We start from the raw sequence: 17,550 nt of genomic DNA on the forward strand, positions 1-17,550 counted from the left end.
GTCAGGGCGTCAGTGGCCTTCTGCTGAGGGTCCGGGGTAGCGGTGGGGACAGACGAAACAGAAACGGTGCTTTGGGGCGGCTGTACCACCCGAACGCCGGTATTCATTAAGTAATAAGGTACGCCCCAGCTGAGCACAAGCAGCGCGGCAGCACACAGGAGCACAGCCAGAACGCGGGCAGGGGTTTTCATGGATTCAGCCCTCCTTGACTGGATGATGAATGGTGCTTTTAGTATACGTGTTTTCGGCCCGCCCGGCAAGTTTCGACCGAAAAAACCGATTGACTTTTGCAAGGGCATGCTGTATACTGAATCTTGTTCCATAAAAGAGAATCATGTGCAGATGTAGTTTAGTGGTAGAACTCCAGCTTCCCAAGCTGGCTGTGTGGGTTCGATTCCCATCATCTGCTCCAAAGAAACCCCGCAAGGCACAAGGCTTTGTGGGGCTTTTGTTTTGCTCAATAACACACTTTTGAACACACTTCCGTTCAGAACGATCCGCCGGGCCGGACCTCTGGCAAGAGGGTTGCCGAAAAATTCGGCAACGTGCCGACAGGTAGTTGTCCAACTGTTTGACAACCTGCTGTATAGTCTAATTTTACGGATAGTAAACCCGGCGGCCCGCGGTGCTTTCCTGGGCTGTGATGCATCAGGCCGTTAAATCCGCAAGCCTTGCGGATTTAAATAGTCCACGTTGGCCGATTTAACCCGCCGGGCTTTTGCCGCTTGTGGCAAAGCGGCGAGGAAGCGGTGAGACTGGAGAGCCTGAGCATTCCCCCGCTTCTGGGGAAGCGTCGCCACAAGTGGCTACGGAGTATCCGCCGGGACTATGCCCACAAGTGGGTACGCTCTTCCCCGGCTCGTTGGGAAACCGTTGCAGCCAACTGCAAAGAGCTGATTCTTTGTGCAAAATGCCAGAGCTCGCCCACACTACCGGCTCCGATCCGGCGTGATTGGGCGCTCCTGGTTCAACAAAATGCACAAGGCAGTCCCGGCGGCTGGATGATCTAAGTTATACAGAAAACCCCCACCGGAGCCACACAGGCAACGGCGGGGGCTTCTCTATTTCATTGCTTTTCAGGGCCGGAGCTGTCCCGCTCCATAGCCTCGTTTATGGCCCGATTGATGAACGCATTGACACTTTCGCCGTGTGCTTCCGCGTAGGCCTGAATTTCGGCTTTGCGCCCTTTCGGCATGGTCAAATTCACGCGGTCGTAGGCTTTTGCATTCCACTTGTTGTTTGCTTTCGTTCTCGCAGTTCCCATGGTATCACCTCGACCTTATTATACATCAGAAAATGTAATTGCGCAAGTGTACAAAATGTACTTATGCAATTACAAAACATTGTGCATTTCGTCAATTGAATACACTTGCGCAATGATATATAATATAATCACAGCAAGGGAGCCGGAAAGGAGGCAGGCATGACAAGCAAGCAGTTTGAACAGCTTCCCAAGAGCGAACAGCTTGAACGGTTCGACAGATACAAAAAAGCGGCTACCTGCTCCAACAGATAACCGCATAGCAGAAACCACTTAGCAACCAACTAAACAGGCTCCCTTGCTGCTTTCATTGTATCAGAACCGCACACGAAATGCAAGATGAACACTCAGCCGCCGGGCAGCCGAAAGCGCCCGCAAGCGGCGGCCCATATCCCTGTGAACCTACGGGCAATAGTCAGGAAGATGACCGCCGGGCGGCTCCACAATGAAAGGAAGTTCCCCATGAAAAAGACCGAACTGCGCAAAGCAATGAACGAATATCAGCAGATCACCGCTCAGATCGCCCAGCTGGAGAAGCAGAAGGCCGCCGTGGCCGACCGGATCAAGGCCCACATGGATGCCGCCGGGGTGGATGAAATGCAGATCGACGATACCACGGCCCGCTACAAGGAAGTGACCAGCAATCGCTTTGACAGCAAGGCATTTGCGGCCGCCCACAAGCGCCTGTATGCCATGTTCTGCAAACCCCAGACCGTCCGCCGGTTCACAATCGCATAACGCAAGCAGAAGGCCCGCCAGGACAAACCCGGCGGGCCTTATTGCTTCGCATCATCGAAAAAGCCGTACAACTCATTTGCATCCAGGCCAAGCAGCTCGGCCAAGTGCTTTGTGCTTGATGCAGCAAGGCGGAGTTCCTTCTCTTCCTGGCGTTCCACAAGGCGCTCCTGCACGCTGCCGCCGCTCTTCCAGGCTCCGAAGCCGGTTCCCTGGTAGGCCCGGGAAAGAAGATCCTCGCCGTAGAATCGGCGCAGCTCCTGGTTTTGTCGCAGCGCCCGCAGTGCCTTGTCCTCCATCTGCCGGATTCGCTCCTGGGTTACTCCGTCAAGCTCGGCGGCCTGCCGGAGGGTCAGTCCCTCATAGAATCGCCGGGCAATCACGTCCCGCTGCCGATCGGGCAACAGGGACAGCGCCTTGTCCAGCACCGCCCGCAGCTCCTGCCGGTAGCTGTTCTGCTCTGCATCCTCAAAGGCCTGGGCAGCCGCCGGGTCTGGGGTTACATCGGCCCGGGTAACTTCTCCGTCATCGTCCCACGGGACAGGCTCGTCCAGGCTCTGGGCGCTGTCCAACGGTTCCGCCGAGACTCTCACCCGGCGGCCGTCCTCTGTGACCACATACCGCCCACGGCCCTGCAAGATGGCCTTCTGGATTCGATGCTGCACAAAATATTGCAGCGCCGTCAGAAAAGCGCCTTTCTCCGGGTTGTGGTACTCTGCTGCCTCTTTCACGGCAAAATAGCTTTCCTGGTCGAAGTCCTCCAGGGTAACCCCGGCGGATTCGGCCACGCTCTGATTCCGGCTGTACCAGCGCCAGAACATTGTGTGAATCACAGGTCGGTTGATTTCCCACAGCTGAGCCAGGGCCGCACTGTTGCCCTGGCAGGCCAGCTGGGCGAGCATGCTGTTCAGCTCCTGGCGCTGATCGAGTGGCGGTGCGGCCTGCTGTGTGCCCGTTCCGCCGGGGGTTCTGGTTTCTTCCATTGTGCTGCCCTCCCGTTCGTGCTATACTGGTGATAAGGGTTGTGGGCCGTCCGGGAGGGCGGCTCTTTTTTTATTTCTCAGGGTTCCGGCCAGCTGTCGGCCAGATGGGAAAGAGCGTTACCATGGAATCGCAGGCAAGCTCGAACTCCGTCTTCCCGGGCGTTTCCCAGCAGTACCGCCGAGATATCCTTCCACGCTGTATGCCGGATGCTCCTCTTTCCGGTCCGCGGGTCTTTGGAGGGTTTCAGGTATCGCAACCGCAGCACCTCCCGCTCAAGTGGATCAGACAGCGCAGCCACAGCCGCCTCAATCTCTGCCATCTCCCGGCGGTTCGCTTGCGCGATGGGAGCAATCTCCCGGGCGTACTCCTCCGACCGGCTGCCGCATGGGGAAGGCTGCTCCCGGTCCATCTGTTGAAGCGTGGCCAACCGCTCCAGCCGGATGCGCACTTCCAGCCGAAGCCCGGTGTATCGCTCCAGCCGGGTTTTGGCCTCGTCTCTTGTCATGTTTTCACCAACCTTTTCCGACATTTTGGCCGGGGAAGCCTCGCAGCCACCCCGGCGGGTCTATCAAGTGTTCAGCTCAGCCAGCAGCTGGGCGGCCTTTTCTTCGGGGATGGTGAGCGCTTGGGCAACCAGGGCCGACCGATCGGGCGAAAGGGCACCGCCCAAAAGATGCTGCAGGAATGTCAGCACCACCTGTACTTGTGCGAAAGTCGCCATTGTGATTTCTCCTCTCATTCGTGGGTGTTGGAAGCTGTGTGGGTTCTTCGTCTCCGCGCCCGCTCTTCTCTGATGCCGCTGATCCGGCCAGCGTTGAATATATCGCTGATAAACACGGCAGTTTCCCAGTTGAATGGGTGGGGATCGTCGGTTCCGCTGCGCAGCCTCAAAAGCTCGTTCACAAGGCTATCCGTGGCAATAAACGCGGGGTTGTATCGTCCGAGAGTATCGGCTTCATGTACTGTGATGTGGATCATGTTCCAGCTCACAGCGCCTCACCCCCTTCCAGAAGCGGCCCGGCGGTCAGGCAGCAGCCAGCGGCGCCGAAGCCCCACAGGATGCACAGCAAGAGCCCGGGCACGATGCCCACAAGACCTTCCACGATGGCCCCAAGCTGGCCCACGGTCAGCAGGGCATAGAACACAGTGGCGATGAGAAAAGCCGTCTGGCGGGCCTTTCCGGCGGCCCGCCGCTTGCGGTATGTAAGGTTCATTCCGCTGCGCCTCCTTCCTGCCGCTCGGCGATCTGGGCGGCGGTGCGCTGCCACAGCTCGGACAAGTCCACATCTACGCCCAGGCTCTCGCCTTTGCGCACGGTGGTAACGGTGTAGCCCTGGGCGGCGAACTGCTGGGAGATCCAGCCCGCCGGGCGGATTCCAAGGCGACCGAGCGCGCTGATCCGGCCGCCGTCCAGCACCACGGCCTCACGCTTTACGGTGCGGGGCTTCGGCTCCCGCTGGTCGATGTACTCCACTTCGTAGGCGGTCAGATTGATGGTCTTGAAAAATTTCATTGCTCATTCCTCCGTTTTCTGATAAACTGGGAGGGAAACAGGGGTTGTCAATCTGTTTCCCATTTTGCCGGTTGAGAAGTTGGCGCTTCTCAGCCGGCTTTTTTGTTGCCCGGGGCACGATCGAAAAAGTAGTGGTGCCACTCCTCCGGCGGGATCTGCAGCACATCGGCAATGGATTCGATCTGCCAGGCCGTGAAAGGTTGTCGGCCCTGCATCCGGCTGCTCAGGGTGCTTTCTGCCATCCCGGCCCGCCGGGCCACCTCTGCCTGAAGGATCTCCTTCTCCACCATTCTTACGCGCAGTGCTTTGAATAACATCGTTCATTCCTCCTGTCCGGCTTCGATCATGGCCAGTGCCCGGCGGTCGATGCAGAGCACCGGCCCATGGTCGGGGTGCGTTCTGCAAAATTCCATCATGCCGACCGTGGCCTGCTCCGGGGTGTCGCCGGTCATGGCTGAAATCTGCTCGGCGTTGAAATACTCCTCTTCTCCGAACTCATTGCCCAGGGTGAGCCGCAGCCAGGCAAGCGCCCCGCTGTGGGGCAGGCCCTGGGCTTCGGCGCTGGCCAACAGATCCAGCAGCTTGTCCAGGGTCACGCCGTACTTGCGGTACCGCCGGGCGATAAGTTCCAGTTCGCTGTGTGCTTTCATGTTTTCACCTTCCTTGCGTTTATCCGGTCCAGCGCACTTGCGATGGCCAGAAGCTTTCTCAGCGTGGCGGAATCGCTGCGCCGAATGATATAGAGAAGATCGCAAACGTGCTGCACATCGGCAGGCCGCGTCGCCTCTATTCCATTCAGAATACCGGCCATAACATCGTTGTAAGCCTTGCTCACTTTCCATTCTCCTCTCTTAGGCTGCGCGCGATGCTGAGTAGGGCGCAGCTCTTTGCTTCGTAGTCGTACAAGGCGCACGAATGGCGGATGCACTGTCCCCACTGGGGGCCGCTCAGAGCGGCGACGATAAGCAGCAGGGGACAATAATTGTCGGTCGGGTTCATGGTGTTCACTCGCTTTCAATATGGATTTTTGTTTCTCGGTTGCGGGATTCGCCCGACTTTCGGCCCGTTTGGCAGATGCTCACGGCCCTATAGAGTGATGGCAGTGGCATTCTTCCTTGGTTTTTGGCTTCATGGTGCGGTTTTGTGAAAGAATGTCAGCGTGGCACTCTTTCGGATGCTGGCATTCTTGGTGGAAGGATGCCAATGGGTGGAAGGATGCCAAGTTGGCATTCTTCCTGTAAAGCGGCTTAATTACGGGGTTTGTTAGGGAAGAATGCCATCTGTATCACTACGGTAGAAGATGTACCATTTTTGGAGCCCGTCTTTCAAACTCAACTTCTTTGGATAAATCGTGCCAGCGGCTTTTAAATCCTGTCGGGCTCGGTTATATGTTCGCTCGCTGCACCCGGTCTCGTCCATAACTGCAAGTCGGAGTTTGTCGCTCTCCATGCTGCCCGTCTGGCTTTCATTGAGGATGGAAAGAATAGCCTCTTTGGCTTCATCCTTGGAAGCCGCCGGGCGTGTGGGTTTGTCCATGATGAAGTCATAGTCCTTTTTATCGGTGGTGCCCTGGTACACGGCCACAGCGGTTTTGACCCCTTCCACGGTTGCCCCTTCGATGGTGAAAAGCGTCGTTCGGCACTCGGGGGCGTAGCTGTTCTTCTCGTTGCTGACATAGACTTGTTTTGTCACCCGATCCCGGCCCATCATAACAACGCACCGGGATGCGTCCCAGAGGTCTGCAGAATCGGCCAGACGCTGACGGCCTGCAACGGAGCCTTTCTTGTTGGAGTGGGCCACAAGCAGCCCGGCGGAATTGGTTTCACGCAGGACGGCCCTGAGTGGCGTTGTGGCACCGCGCATCTGGTTGCGCTCGGCCATTTTCACATCCATGGGGAGAAATGCCTGATACGGGTCTACTATAACCAGATCGGGCGCGGTGTTGCGGATGATCTCGGTCATTAACTCGCTGTCGATCGACAACAAGCAGCCGTTCTTACGAAAGAAACCGTCCGAAGTTTCCACGAACACCTTTTCCACATCTGCTCCGGCGGCCAGAAGTCGGGGCCGCAGCACCTTTGCGGGGTCATCCTCTCCGGAGAAGATTAGCGTCCGGCAGGGTTTTGAAATACTCCCGGGGAAAAAGTCGCTTTCTCGGGCTGTGGTCGCGTGGGCAATCAGCTGTGCTTGCCAGAGCCCCTTGCCGGTGCCGCCGTCTGCGCCCAGCACAGACAGTTCACCGCGCGGGAATAGCCCGGGGATAAGCCATTCAACGGCGGCCGTCTGAATCTGGCTCAGGCCGATGGGCGCAAGCTGTGGTACGATGATGCCGCCTTTGCCGGTATGTTCCGCCCTGCCGAACACATCGCCCCCGGCGGCTGCTGATGCCTCCATAACCGCAAAAGCATTTTTGGCCGCCTGCTCAAAATCTTTTTGAGGGATATGCAGCACGATAGAGCGGCGATGGATAATGTTTAAATAGTCCTCTGGGGTGGGCTGCTGGAAGGCCGGCAGAAAGGACTCCGGCCGCAGCAGCTCCGCCGGGGTGTCGATCGCATCCACCATGGCCTGATATTCATTTCCGGTCAATGTATCACCCCCGGTACGTTCTTCCCTATATTCATTTCTGTTTTTCCTCCGAGCAGTCAGGGCTGTTGCAAATTTGGGATTTCGATGGCAAAAAAATAGCACTGCGCTGATCCTGATTAATGTGTAGGACTTCACAAATTGCAAGAGCTTCCCCCACTGTAAACTGGCGCTTTCCTTGCAGCTTTCTACTAAGAGTTTGGGGAACAACCCCAATCGCCTGCGCTAATTTTTGCTGTGTGTACCCAGCTTCAGCCATTTTTCCTTTTAATAATTGCGTGTTCAATGTATCACCTCTCCCTCTTTTTGTTGCGTATTTGGGACGAAACTATAATATCACCGTTTGGTTTGCGTGTCAACCCAAATTTGCAACGGAGCGCAAAAAGTTGTTGCAAACATGAAACGAATGGTTTATTATAGCAGTAGGAAGGCGGTGTTTTTATGAGCGACGATAAAATGGATGCTATCAGAGATCGCATTCGAAGTCGGCGTTTGGAGCTGGGGCTTAGTCTACAAGACCTTGCAGAGCGCACAGGGATGAGTAAATCAACATTACAGCGGTATGAAACCGGAAGCATAAAGAATCTTCCGCTTGATAAGCTAGAGATATTGGCAAAGGCGCTAGAAACTACACCCAAATTTCTTATGGGCTGGAAGACTAACGCAGATGCTGAGTGGATGACACTTGTTGATGAGGGAACAGAACAGACACCTGAAAATAAAATCCATGACTTTAAGGTACTAACTCTTCAGCGTCTGCTTCTTCTTCGCGGCTGTACGATGAATCGCAGCATAGCGAATGTATTTTTCGTTGAAGGCATTGGTTCCGGGGGCATTTTGCAAGATGACGAAGTTATTCGACTTGTTGATGAAGTGTCGAATTATACAGAATATCTTGTTGGCCGCATATTCTCAGCCGAAGAGTAAACCCCACCACAGACCCAGCCAGGGGTCGCAGCGCGCATGAGGCGCAGAGTTTAATGACACGATAACGCGCGGGAAGTTGTCCATCATCTGGGCAACTGGCCATATTGCCGAAATTATCGGCAATATACGGAGCCTGTTGCACCGGTGCGAAAACCTTAAAAAACCTTAAATCCCGGAGCCTCTTCCGGGAGCTCTGGCGCCGCCGGGTCTGCGTGGATATCCACACGCATTGCTTGCAATGAGCTATGGCCTATGCTGGAATATGAAGAAACCGTACATCTGTGCGCGTATGGAACGGGCGTAGGAACATTTGAGCCCCGGCGGAGCAGCATTTTGTAACACGATAACGCCCGCGGGGAGTCGTCCAAAATTTGGACAACTCGAAGCAGCTCCACCGGCGTCCGAAATTCGGACCCCGGCCAGCCGATCGGCCGCTGCACCGTTGTCGCACGGTGCGACAGCGGTACCAGTGCGACAAATTGTCGCATCGGTGGGGCAGCTTAAAGCGACCCCATCCCAGGGCAAAAGGGGGTAGCGAAACGTGACCCCCTTTGCGGGCATCGCAAATTGCGAAGGGCAGAATAGGGGCGGTAAACCGCCGACCCCTTGCCGCATCGATGGCAGCAAGGAGGTTGCGACAAAATGTCGCAACCATGCAGCCAGATCAGGGCAGAGATAAGCCAGGCTTATACCAGCCGCCGGGCCGGAGCTGATCGGCAAGCAATGCTTTCTTGGCCAAGTCCTGCGAAAACGGCGCTTGCTGGGAATCTCCCAGACTCATGGATCATCGCATTGTGATGGCAGCGCATTTCTCCGAAACGCTATGGAAGATAGGCCCGGAGGGGCCCCGGCCTTTGCAGCTGGGGACGGCTCATTCCTGGAAAGGTAGCGAAAGCCGGTGGTTTTCCCGCTGAGTTCTACTTTTCGCCGCCCAGAACTGCAACTCGCTGGATTTCCGACCAGACAAAAAAGAAAAGCCCCCGGCGGCTGCCGGAGGCGGGAAAGGAAAAAGCTATGAAGATCTTCACCATAATCGGCGGCGTGAACGGCTGCGGAAAATCCAGCCTTACCGGCTCTCTGAAGGCCGAGCGCACCGATCTGGGCATTATCGTAGACCCGGACAAGCTCACCGCTGAGCTGGGCGGGGATGAATACGAGGGCGGCAAGCTGGCCGTGGATAAGCTGGAGAAGGCTCTGGCTGATGGGGTCAGCTTTACCCAGGAAACCACCCTTTCCGGCGGCTACACCCGCAAGCTGGCCCGCCGGGCTAAAGAGGCCGGATATTACATCCGCCTTTATTACATCGGGCTGGACACCGTGCAGGAGAGCCTCCAGCGCATCGAGAACCGCGTTCGCAAGGGCGGGCATGATATTCCTCGGAAGGATGTGGAAAGCCGTTTTGCCCGCCGTTTTGCCGATGTGGCGAAGGTGCTGCCCTACTGCGACGAGGCCCGCTTCTTCGACAATGACAACGGCTTTGTGCTGGTGGCCGAGTACCGGAACGGCGAGATCCTGCCCATTGGCAGCCGCCGGCCGGAATGGCTGGTGCGGCTGATGGCAGGAATGGAATAACCTGCAACAACGAAAAAAAGCCGCCCTCTGCGCCAACAGAGAACGGCCTTTTGATAGACAGCTTACCCCAAAGGGATAATGCAGCCCGAACACCTGTATTATAACCTCTTTGCGGTGGGCTTGTCAAAGTGTACCTAAAAGTCGCCTTCTTTCTGGGAGGGTGCGCGTAGAAACAAGGAGGTTTATTTTTATGGAAAAACGCACAAACACCGCGTCTTGGGACGAGAAGAACCGCCGCTGGCGGATCAGTGTGCAGCGAGACGGCCAGCGCCGCAGCTTCTACAGCTCCACGCCTGGGCGCACCGGTCAGAGGGAGGCCAACGCCAAGGCAGACCGATGGCTGGAATCCGGGGTGAATGCTGCTGGCGCCACGGTGGCCAGCGTCTACCCGGAATGGATCAAGCGGCTGCAAACCACCACCAGCGCATCCAACTGGCGGCCCATCGACAGCCGGTGGCGGAAGTGGATCGATCCGGCCATCGGGGGCAAAAAGCTGGATCGGATCACGGAGCAAAACCTGCAGGATATTGTAGACGCTGCCTTCGCCGCGGGTCTTTCCAAGAAGACGCTCACTTCCATGTGTTGCGATCTGCGGGCCTTCTTCAAATTCTGCCGCAGATCCAAGCTGACCACCTTCAGTCCCGAAGATCTCACCATCCCCGCCGGGGCCAGAAACAAGGGCAAAGAGATCCTTCAGCCCGCCGACCTGGTGAAGCTTTTCAACATCGACACCACCACCCGCTGGGGCAAGCGTGTGCCGGAGGAATATATCCACGCATACCGGGTGCAGGTCCTTACCGGCCTTCGTCCCGGGGAGCTGCTGGGGCTGGAATGGTCAGACCTGAAGGGTCAAACCCTCCATGTGCAGCGGTCGATTAACTGCCGGGGCGAGGTGACCAAAGGCAAAAATGAGAATGCCGTGCGCAGTGTGCAGCTGCCCGACCTGGCCTTTGCCGAGATTCAGGCGCAGCGGGCCATGACCGGCCACAGCAAGCAGATCTTCGGGATCAGCAACCAGCAGAACTACGCCAAACGCTGGGCCGTGTACTGCGCGGCCAACGGCCTCACCCCGGTTTCCCCGTATGAGCTGCGCCACACCTTCGTTTCCATCGCCCAGGTTCTGCCGGAGGGACAGGTAAAACGCCTGGTTGGCCACAGTCGAAGCATGGACACCTTCGGCATTTACGGCCATAGCGTGAATGGCCAGGATGAGCAGGCCGCCGACACTCTGGGTAGCGTCTTTTCTTCGCTGCTGAGCCGTCAGGCATAACACACCCGGTAACACACTCTCGCTTTTTCTTCTGTGAAGAGAATCTCCCGGCGGCCTTGATTCTTCGTGAAAAGCGGGCTAAGACGTGGCTTGTCACGCCTCTATTTTCCCTGATAAAAGGCCGCTTTCTGGTTCGATTCCCATCATCTGCTCCACGTCGGAATGGACTGCGCTCCATTCAAAAAGCCCGGCCATTTGGCCGGGCTTTTCTCATACCGCTCTGTCATTCCTCCTTTTCCCCACAAAATTTTGCTGTGCAAACTTTTGCGGGGGCCCCGCCCTGCGGGCCAAGAAGGATTTTTACTTATTCACTGTTCACTCTTCACTATTCACTGGTTCACACAAAAGCCCCGGTCAACCGACCCGGGCTTTCTTTCATTTTGCACCCCCTGCAATTTTTCTCACTATTTGTAAGGCCCAAGAAGTCTTTGCGCAGCGCAAAAAGTGTGCTATAATAAAAAGAAATCGCAAAATAATACTTTTTTCACGGCTCCGGCCTGCTCCGGCATGGCCCGGCCGGTTTGATGATCTGCCAAAGGAGGGAGCTGCTATGCCCGGCGATCTGCATACTCATACCACATTTTCCGACGGTTCGCTGAAGGCGGACTGGCTGCCCCGGCTGGCCGCCCGCGCAGGGCTGAGCCATCTGGCCATTTCGGATCACGATTCCATGCATTCGGTGCGCTACGGCTACGCCAATCCCCTGCGGGAGAACGTGCGGCTGATTCCCGCCACCGAGCTTACCGCCTTCGATTTTGAACGGGGGCGGCGGGTGCATATTCTGTGCTACTGGCCGGACGAGACCTGCCCGGATCTGATCGCCCATTGCCGGCTGATGGCGGACCGGCGCAATGCAGTCTGCCGCCAGAGCGGCCGGGAACTGGAAGAGATCTACCCCCAGTTCCGGCTGGAGGATGCCCTGGCCCTGGCGCAGGACGGCGGCGTGCTGTACAAATCCACCCTGATGCAGGTGCTGTGCGACTACGGCCTGGCGGACGGCATCTACAAGGAAACCTACAAGCCCCTGTTCGGCAAGGGCGGCAGGGTGCTGCACGACCCGGAATACCAGACCGTGGACCAGGTGCTGGAGGTAATCCGCAAGGCACGGGGCGTGGCGGTGTTTGCCCATCCCAGCGTGTACAAGAGCATGGAGCTGGTCACCGAGCTGGCACTGGCGGGCCGTATCGACGGCATCGAGATCGAGCATCCCCGCAACACCCCCGAGGACAAGGAGGTGCTGTACCGGCTGGCGGCCCAGTGCAACCTACTGGTCACCGGCGGCAGCGACTTCCACGGCCGCAATACCGGCAGCCCCCGGGCGCTGGGCATGTGCCGCACCGGCGACGATGCGCTGGCCCGGCTGGAGCAGCTGGCCCAGAACCGCAAGGGCTGAACCACACAGCGCGCATGAAGCAGGGCAGCGCTGCCCATCATCAATCCAGACCCGGCGGGGCTGCATCTGCGGCTCTTTGTCGGTTGGAACGGGCGGGGAGTTTTCTCCGTGTCCGCTTAATAAAATCAGTGAGCCAAAATCAAAGGAGAAACCCAATATGACCCATACCTACCAGAATAAGGGCGTGTGTTCCCGCAGCACCACCGTGACCCTGAGCGAGAACGGCATCATCCAGGAAGTGAGCGTTGTGGGCGGCTGCAACGGCAACCTGAAGGGCATCTGCCAGCTGCTGCAGGGCATGCCCGCCGCTGAGGCCATCCGTCGCATGGAGGGCACCACCTGCGGCCCCCGTGCCACCTCCTGCCCGGACCAGATTGCCAAGGCCCTGAAGACCGCTCTGCAGGAAGAGGGCCTGTAAGCCGGAAATGTTCCTCAAAAACCGCTTTTCCCCAAGGAGGGGAAGGCGGTTTTTTTGCGCCATGGGGGGTCTTGTAAAATCGGGTCAATGGGGTACAATGGACCCAGAAACCCTGACCGGCGGGTCAAGGCAAAACAGAGGGAAAGGGGATGGCAGGATGGACCGGCTGCGCCAGCTGCCCAAGGAAAAGCGCAAAGCGGTGATGCACGCCGCCATGGAGGTGTTTGCCCAGAGCGACTACAAGCGGGCCAGCACCGAGGAGATCGCCCGAAAAGCGGGCATTTCCAAGGGGCTGTTGTTTTATTACTTCAAAAACAAGCAGACGCTTTATCTGTATCTGGCCCGATATCTGCAAAGTTTCATCGAGCAGAACATGAAGATGGAGCAGCTGGCGGGCATCACCGACTTTTTCGATCTGCTGGACTACGGCATGGACGAAAAGCTGGCCATTCTGCGCAAGCTGCCCTGGGCGCTGGAATTTTCGGTGCGGATGTACTACACCGCCGAACGGGAAATCGGCCCGGCGCTGCAAAAGTACCAGGTGCGGGTGCTGGAGGAGCTTTGGGAGCGGTATTTTACCGGGGTGGATCTGGAAAAATTCCGCCCAGGAGCGCAGCCCCGTCAGGTGCTGGACATGCTGGTCTATCTGACCGACGGTTATATCCACCGCCGCCGCATGGAGCAAAAACCCCTGGAGCTGGAGGAGCTGGTGAGGGAATATACGGTGTGGCGGGGTATTCTGCGCAGCTACGCCTACAAGGAGGAGTATCAATGAGCGAAACAGCGATCGAGGTCAGCGGCCTGACCAAGGATTACGGCGGCGGTCGGGGCGTGTTCGGGCTGAGCTTTTCGGTGCAGCCGGGCGAGGCCTTTGGTATTCTGGGCCCCAACGGCGCAGGCAAGACCACTACGATTCGCCAGCTGATGGGCTTTGTGCGCCCCGGAGCGGGCAGCGCGCGCATCTTCGGGCAGGATTGCTTTGCCGGTGCAGCCCGGGTGCAGAGCCAGGTGGGCTACCTGCCCGGTGAGCTGGCCCTGATGGACGACATGACCGGCGCGGCCTTCATCCGGCTGATGGCCGGGCTGCGGGGCCAGAAGGACCTGAGCTATGCCTGGCAGCTGTGCCAGCGGTTCGGGCTGGACGCAGGGCAGAAGATCCGCAAGATGTCCAAGGGAACCAAGCAGAAGGTGGGTCTGGTGTGCGCGCTGATGCACCGCCCCCGGCTGCTGATTCTGGACGAGCCCACCAGTGGCCTGGACCCGTTGATGCAGAACCAGCTGTGGGAAATTCTGCTGGCGGAAAAGCAGCAGGGCGTGACGATTTTGCTCTCCAGCCATATCTTTGAAGAGGTAGAGCGGCTGTGTGACCGGGCGGCTCTGCTGCGTGGCGGGCGCATCGCGGCGGTGGAGCAGCTGGGCGAGCTGCGGGCCAAGGCCAGCCGGGTGTATCAGCTGCGGTTTGCGGGTGAGAAAGAGGCGGCAGCCTTTGCGGCGGCCTGGCCCGGCGCGGCGGCAAAGGGCGATTGGGTGCAGCTGCAGCTGAGCCGGGGCGAGCCGGTGGCCCGCCTGCTGGCGATGGCGGCAAAAAGCGGCGTGCAGGACCTGCAGACCCGGCAGGAATCGCTGGAGGACATGTTTTTGCGGATGTATGGGGGGCGAAACGAATGAGCGGAGCATTGCTGAAAAAGGAGCTGCGGGCCAACGGCCTGTTGGCGGTGATCTTTCTGGGAGTGGTTACCCTGTACGGGTCCATGATCACCAGCATGTTCGACCCGAAGCTGGGCGACAGCCTGAACATCATGATGGAGAGCATGCCGGAGCTGTTCGCTGCCTTCGGCATGAGTAATCCGGGAGCCAGCCTGACCCAGTTTCTGGCCAACTATCTTTACGGCTTTCTGCTCATTGCCCTGCCGCTGGTGATGATCCTACTTCTGGTGCAGCGGCTGTTGATCCGTTACACCGACCGGGGGGCCATGGCCTGGCTGCTGGCCAGCCCCACGCCCCGCTGGAAGCTGGTCCTCACCCATGCTTTTGTGCTGGTGGCGGCGGTGGTGCTGCTGGTGGGCTACATGACCGGTCTGTGCAGCGTGCTGGCAGAGATACTGTTCCCCGGCGAGCTGGAGCTGCACCGTTTTGCACTGGTGAACTTGGGTGATCTGGGGCTTTTGCTCTTCTTTGCGGGGCTGTGCTTTTGCTCGGCCTGCCTGTTCCAGAGCAGCGGCCCGGCCCTGTGGGTAGGCGGCGGTCTGAGCGTGGCCTTCCTGCTGCTGGATATGCTGGCCGGTGTGGGCGAGCAGGCGGAGTTCCTGCGCTGGTTCACCCCGGTGACCCTGTACGATCCGGTGGCGCTGGCAAACGGCGAAAACGTTCTGCCGCTGGCGGGGCTGTATCTGGGGGCAGTTGTCCTCTTTGCCGCCGGAATGGTGGTGTTCACCCGGCGGGACATCTGCGTGTAATCCTTTTTCAATAAAAGAAAGCCGCCTTTCGGTATGGAAATGCCGGAGGGCGGTTTTTTGTGCTCTTTCGGTTTAAATGCTGCCCCTGCCGGGCCATACTCTTGCCGGAACCAACAAACGAAGGGGGAACGATGGCAATGAGCTACCGGTTCAAAGGCTTTTCCCGCAGCGCGGCGAAGATGCTGAATCTGGCCCTGTCTCTGGCAGGGCAGCGGGGGCAGCGGCAGGTGAGCACCGGACACATTCTGCTGGCGATCCTGACCCAGGGGGGCAGCCCGGCAGCGAACCTGCTGGAGGCCCGCACCGTGACCCGGGCGAAGATTCTGGGTAAGGTGGAGCAGCAGCCGGCCGGTGCGCCCTGTCGCCCCGGCCCCAAGGATATGATGGCGGAAAGCTGCAAGGCGCTGGATTTCGCGGTGCTGGGGGCCCACGCCGCCCGTATGAAGGAGGCTCAGTGCGAGCATGTGCTCTGCGCCATTCTGGAGGACCCGGCCTGCACCGCCAGCCGTTGGCTGGCCGAGCTGGGGGTGGATGTGAGCGCCGCCGCCAAGGAGTGCCGTCAGCTTTCCGGCCAGCTGGTGCTGCCGCTGCAGCCCAAATTCAGCGCACCGCCCCCCAGCCGGGGCAGTCGTGCCAGCGACAAATACGGCAAGGACCTGACCCGCATCGCGGCGGAGGGCGGGCTGGACCCGGTATTCTGCCGGGAGAGTGAGCTGGAACGGATGATCGAGATTCTGTGCCGCCGCCAGAAAAATAATCCTTGTCTGGTGGGGGAGCCGGGGGTGGGCAAAACCGCCCTGGCCGAGGCACTGGCTCAGCGCATTGCCGCGGGCCGGGTGCCGGGCAGTCTGCAGGGGCGGCGTCTGCTCTGCCTGGACATGGCCAGCCTGGTGGCGGGCACCAAATACCGGGGTGATTTTGAGGAGCGGCTGAAAAATCTGCTGGAGGAGATCTGCCGGGAGGGCAACACCATCCTGTTTGTGGACGAATTGCACACCGTGGTGGGTGCAGGCGCGGCGGAGGGAGCCATCGACGCGGCCAATATCTTAAAGCCACTGCTGGCCCGGGGCGAGCTGCGTATGATCGGCGCCACCACCCAGCAGGAATACCGCCGCTGCATGCAGAAGGACCCGGCGCTGGAACGGCGGTTCGGCCGGGTGCTGGTGGAGGAGCCGGACCCTCAGCAGGCGGTGCGCATCCTGCATGGCCTCGCTCCCCGGTACGAGCGCTTCCATCAGGTTACGCTGCCCCCGCGCACGCTGGAGGCGGCGGTGGAGCTTTCGGTGCGGTATCTGCCGGGGCGCTTTCTGCCGGATAAGGCCATTGACCTGATCGACGAGGCCGCCGCGGCACTGCACATCCAGAGCCAGGACCAGCCGGGTACGCCCACCCTGGAGCCAGAGCAGCTGGCCCAGGTGGTGGCACGGGCCAGCGGTGTGCCCGCTCAGCGTATCACCGAGCACCAGCGCCGCAAGCTGGACCTGCTGGAGCAGCGTCTGGCCGGGGCGGTGGTGGGCCAGCCCCAGGCGGTGGCCGCGGTGGCGGGAGCAATCCGCCGGGCCTGTACCGGCCTGCGGGATTCCACTCGTCCCATGGGGGCGTTTCTCTTCCTGGGGCCCACCGGCGTGGGCAAGACCCATCTGGCCCGGGCGCTGGCCAGCCAGTGGTTTGGCAGCGAAAAGGCGCTGCTCCGTTTTGACATGAGCGAGTATATGGAGGCCCACGCCGCCGCCAAGCTCATCGGTGCGCCTCCGGGCTATGTGGGCCACGGAGAGGGTGGTCAGCTCACCGAGGCGGTGCGCCGCCGCCCCTACAGTGTGGTGCTCTTTGACGAGATCGAAAAGGCTCACCCGGACGTGCAGAATCTGCTGCTGCAGATTCTGGAGGAGGGCCAGCTCACCGACAGCGAGGGCCGCAAGACCGGTTTTTCCCACTGCATCGTGCTGCTCACCAGCAATCTGGGGGCGCGGCATCTGTGTGGCCAGTCGGAGGCACTGGGCTTTGCGGCCGGGCAGGCAGCACAGCTGGCCCGCCGAAAGGAGCTGGCTCTGGAGGAGGCCAAGCGGTTTTTCCGGCCGGAGCTCCTGGGGCGTCTTGATGAGGCAGTGGTCTTTTCGCCGCTGGAGGGCCCGGCGCTGGAGCAGATCACCGAGCAGCTGCTGGACGAGCTGGAGCAGCGGGCAAACCGCAGCGGCTACCGGCTTTGCCATACCCATGAGCTGACGCGGGAGCTGGCCCGGCGGGGCAAAAGCGCTTATGGGGCCCGGGAGCTGCGCCGTCAGGTGAGCCGGGCAGTGGAGCAGGCTTTGGCGGACAGCATTGCCAGCGGGCAGGCCCAGCCGGGCCAGAGCTTCACCGCCTGTGTGCAGCAGGGGCAGGTGTGCCTTTTGCCCGGTCAGCCGGAGGCGGGCGCACCTCAGCCGGTGCAGGTATAA

At 59.3% G+C, this 17,550-nt stretch carries 23 protein-coding genes and 1 tRNA gene; 11 read left to right on the forward strand and 13 right to left on the reverse strand.

Annotated features, from left to right (window positions below):
• Positions 1-191 (reverse strand): hypothetical protein (locus J7G73_RS00240; protein ID WP_291244785.1); only part of this gene is annotated, 191 nt, incomplete at its 3' end.
• 147 nt (positions 192-338) lie between these two features.
• On the opposite strand from J7G73_RS00240, the gene J7G73_RS00245 reads away from it, so the two are divergent.
• Positions 339-412, forward strand: a tRNA-Gly gene (locus J7G73_RS00245).
• A 654-nt stretch (positions 413-1,066) separates the two neighbouring features.
• On the opposite strand, the gene J7G73_RS00250 is transcribed toward J7G73_RS00245, so the two are convergent.
• A complete protein-coding gene (locus J7G73_RS00250) occupies positions 1,067-1,264 on the reverse strand; it encodes an Arc family DNA-binding protein (protein WP_291244786.1) in 198 nt (65 codons plus the stop codon).
• A gap of 459 nt (positions 1,265-1,723) precedes the next feature.
• Here J7G73_RS00250 and J7G73_RS00255 point away from each other — a divergent pair, with 459 nt between their 5' ends.
• A complete protein-coding gene (locus tag J7G73_RS00255) occupies positions 1,724-1,999 on the forward strand; it encodes a hypothetical protein (RefSeq protein WP_291244787.1) in 276 nt (91 codons plus the stop codon).
• A 38-nt stretch (positions 2,000-2,037) separates the two neighbouring features.
• Here J7G73_RS00255 and J7G73_RS00260 read toward each other — a convergent pair whose 3' ends face one another.
• The 11 genes from J7G73_RS00260 to J7G73_RS00310 all read right to left on the reverse strand — a co-directional run bounded on the left by J7G73_RS00260 (position 2,038) and on the right by J7G73_RS00310 (position 7,365).
• The gene (locus tag J7G73_RS00260; protein WP_291244788.1) at positions 2,038-2,979 is read right to left on the reverse strand and encodes a sigma-70 family RNA polymerase sigma factor; all 942 of its coding nucleotides are present in this window, start codon (positions 2,977-2,979) and stop codon (positions 2,038-2,040) included.
• 77 nt (positions 2,980-3,056) lie between these two features.
• Positions 3,057-3,485 (reverse strand): hypothetical protein, encoded by a 429-nt coding sequence (locus J7G73_RS00265; protein ID WP_291244789.1) that lies wholly within the window; start codon positions 3,483-3,485, stop codon positions 3,057-3,059.
• A gap of 63 nt (positions 3,486-3,548) precedes the next feature.
• A complete protein-coding gene (locus J7G73_RS00270) occupies positions 3,549-3,701 on the reverse strand; it encodes a hypothetical protein (protein ID WP_291244790.1) in 153 nt (50 codons plus the stop codon).
• Positions 3,702-3,715: 14 nt separating this feature from the next.
• Positions 3,716-3,970 carry a hypothetical protein gene (locus J7G73_RS00275; protein ID WP_291244791.1) on the reverse strand — a complete coding sequence of 85 codons (255 nt, stop codon included), beginning with the start codon at positions 3,968-3,970 and terminating at the stop codon, positions 3,716-3,718.
• Complete coding sequence (locus J7G73_RS00280; RefSeq protein WP_291244792.1) at positions 3,967-4,194, reverse strand: hypothetical protein; 228 nt, start codon at positions 4,192-4,194, stop codon at positions 3,967-3,969. Before J7G73_RS00280 ends, J7G73_RS00275 begins: the two co-directional genes overlap by 4 nt.
• Complete coding sequence (locus J7G73_RS00285; RefSeq protein ID WP_291244793.1) at positions 4,191-4,493, reverse strand: hypothetical protein; 303 nt, start codon at positions 4,491-4,493, stop codon at positions 4,191-4,193. Before J7G73_RS00285 ends, J7G73_RS00280 begins: the two co-directional genes overlap by 4 nt.
• An 89-nt stretch (positions 4,494-4,582) precedes the next feature.
• Positions 4,583-4,810, reverse strand: a complete 228-nt coding sequence (locus J7G73_RS00290) for a helix-turn-helix transcriptional regulator (RefSeq protein WP_087295650.1) — start codon at positions 4,808-4,810, stop codon at positions 4,583-4,585.
• A 3-nt stretch (positions 4,811-4,813) separates the two neighbouring features.
• The gene (locus J7G73_RS00295) at positions 4,814-5,143 is read right to left on the reverse strand and encodes a hypothetical protein (RefSeq protein WP_291244794.1); all 330 of its coding nucleotides are present in this window, start codon (positions 5,141-5,143) and stop codon (positions 4,814-4,816) included.
• A complete protein-coding gene (locus J7G73_RS00300) occupies positions 5,140-5,328 on the reverse strand; it encodes a hypothetical protein (RefSeq protein ID WP_291244795.1) in 189 nt (62 codons plus the stop codon). Before J7G73_RS00300 ends, J7G73_RS00295 begins: the two co-directional genes overlap by 4 nt.
• 428 nt (positions 5,329-5,756) lie before the next feature.
• Positions 5,757-7,082, reverse strand: coding sequence for an AAA family ATPase (locus J7G73_RS00305; protein ID WP_291244796.1), 1,326 nt, complete (start codon positions 7,080-7,082; stop codon positions 5,757-5,759).
• Between the two features lie 31 nt (positions 7,083-7,113).
• A complete protein-coding gene (locus tag J7G73_RS00310; RefSeq protein WP_291244797.1) occupies positions 7,114-7,365 on the reverse strand; it encodes a helix-turn-helix transcriptional regulator in 252 nt (83 codons plus the stop codon).
• Between the two features lie 155 nt (positions 7,366-7,520).
• Here J7G73_RS00310 and J7G73_RS00315 point away from each other — a divergent pair, with 155 nt between their 5' ends.
• The 9 genes from J7G73_RS00315 (at position 7,521) to J7G73_RS00355 (ending at position 17,550) form a co-directional block, all read left to right on the forward strand.
• On the forward strand, positions 7,521-8,006 hold the full coding sequence (locus J7G73_RS00315; protein ID WP_291244798.1) for a helix-turn-helix transcriptional regulator: 486 nt from the start codon (positions 7,521-7,523) through the stop codon (positions 8,004-8,006).
• Between the two features lie 1,014 nt (positions 8,007-9,020).
• Positions 9,021-9,578: a zeta toxin family protein gene (locus J7G73_RS00320; protein WP_270912725.1), complete on the forward strand. Its 558-nt coding sequence runs from the start codon at positions 9,021-9,023 to the stop codon at positions 9,576-9,578.
• A gap of 190 nt (positions 9,579-9,768) precedes the next feature.
• Entirely contained in the window at positions 9,769-10,848 is a 1,080-nt protein-coding gene (locus J7G73_RS00325; RefSeq protein WP_087295636.1) for a tyrosine-type recombinase/integrase, read from the forward strand.
• Between the two features lie 550 nt (positions 10,849-11,398).
• Positions 11,399-12,241: a PHP domain-containing protein gene (locus J7G73_RS00330; RefSeq protein WP_291244799.1), complete on the forward strand. Its 843-nt coding sequence runs from the start codon at positions 11,399-11,401 to the stop codon at positions 12,239-12,241.
• Positions 12,242-12,398: 157 nt separating this feature from the next.
• Positions 12,399-12,659 (forward strand): TIGR03905 family TSCPD domain-containing protein, encoded by a 261-nt coding sequence (locus J7G73_RS00335; protein ID WP_291244800.1) that lies wholly within the window; start codon positions 12,399-12,401, stop codon positions 12,657-12,659.
• Positions 12,660-12,816: 157 nt separating this feature from the next.
• Positions 12,817-13,434 (forward strand): TetR/AcrR family transcriptional regulator, encoded by a 618-nt coding sequence (locus J7G73_RS00340; RefSeq protein WP_291244801.1) that lies wholly within the window; start codon positions 12,817-12,819, stop codon positions 13,432-13,434.
• The gene (locus J7G73_RS00345) at positions 13,431-14,327 is read left to right on the forward strand and encodes an ABC transporter ATP-binding protein (protein WP_291244802.1); all 897 of its coding nucleotides are present in this window, start codon (positions 13,431-13,433) and stop codon (positions 14,325-14,327) included. Before J7G73_RS00340 ends, J7G73_RS00345 begins: the two co-directional genes overlap by 4 nt.
• Positions 14,324-15,115, forward strand: coding sequence for an ABC transporter permease (locus tag J7G73_RS00350; protein ID WP_291244803.1), 792 nt, complete (start codon positions 14,324-14,326; stop codon positions 15,113-15,115). The genes J7G73_RS00345 and J7G73_RS00350 overlap by 4 nt, the downstream gene beginning before the upstream one ends.
• Positions 15,116-15,252: 137 nt before the next feature.
• Positions 15,253-17,550, forward strand: a complete 2,298-nt coding sequence (locus J7G73_RS00355) for an ATP-dependent Clp protease ATP-binding subunit (protein WP_291244804.1) — start codon at positions 15,253-15,255, stop codon at positions 17,548-17,550.

The sequence above is a fragment of the Allofournierella sp. genome (genome assembly GCF_017889395.1).
Lineage (GTDB): Bacteria > Bacillota > Clostridia > Oscillospirales > Ruminococcaceae > Allofournierella.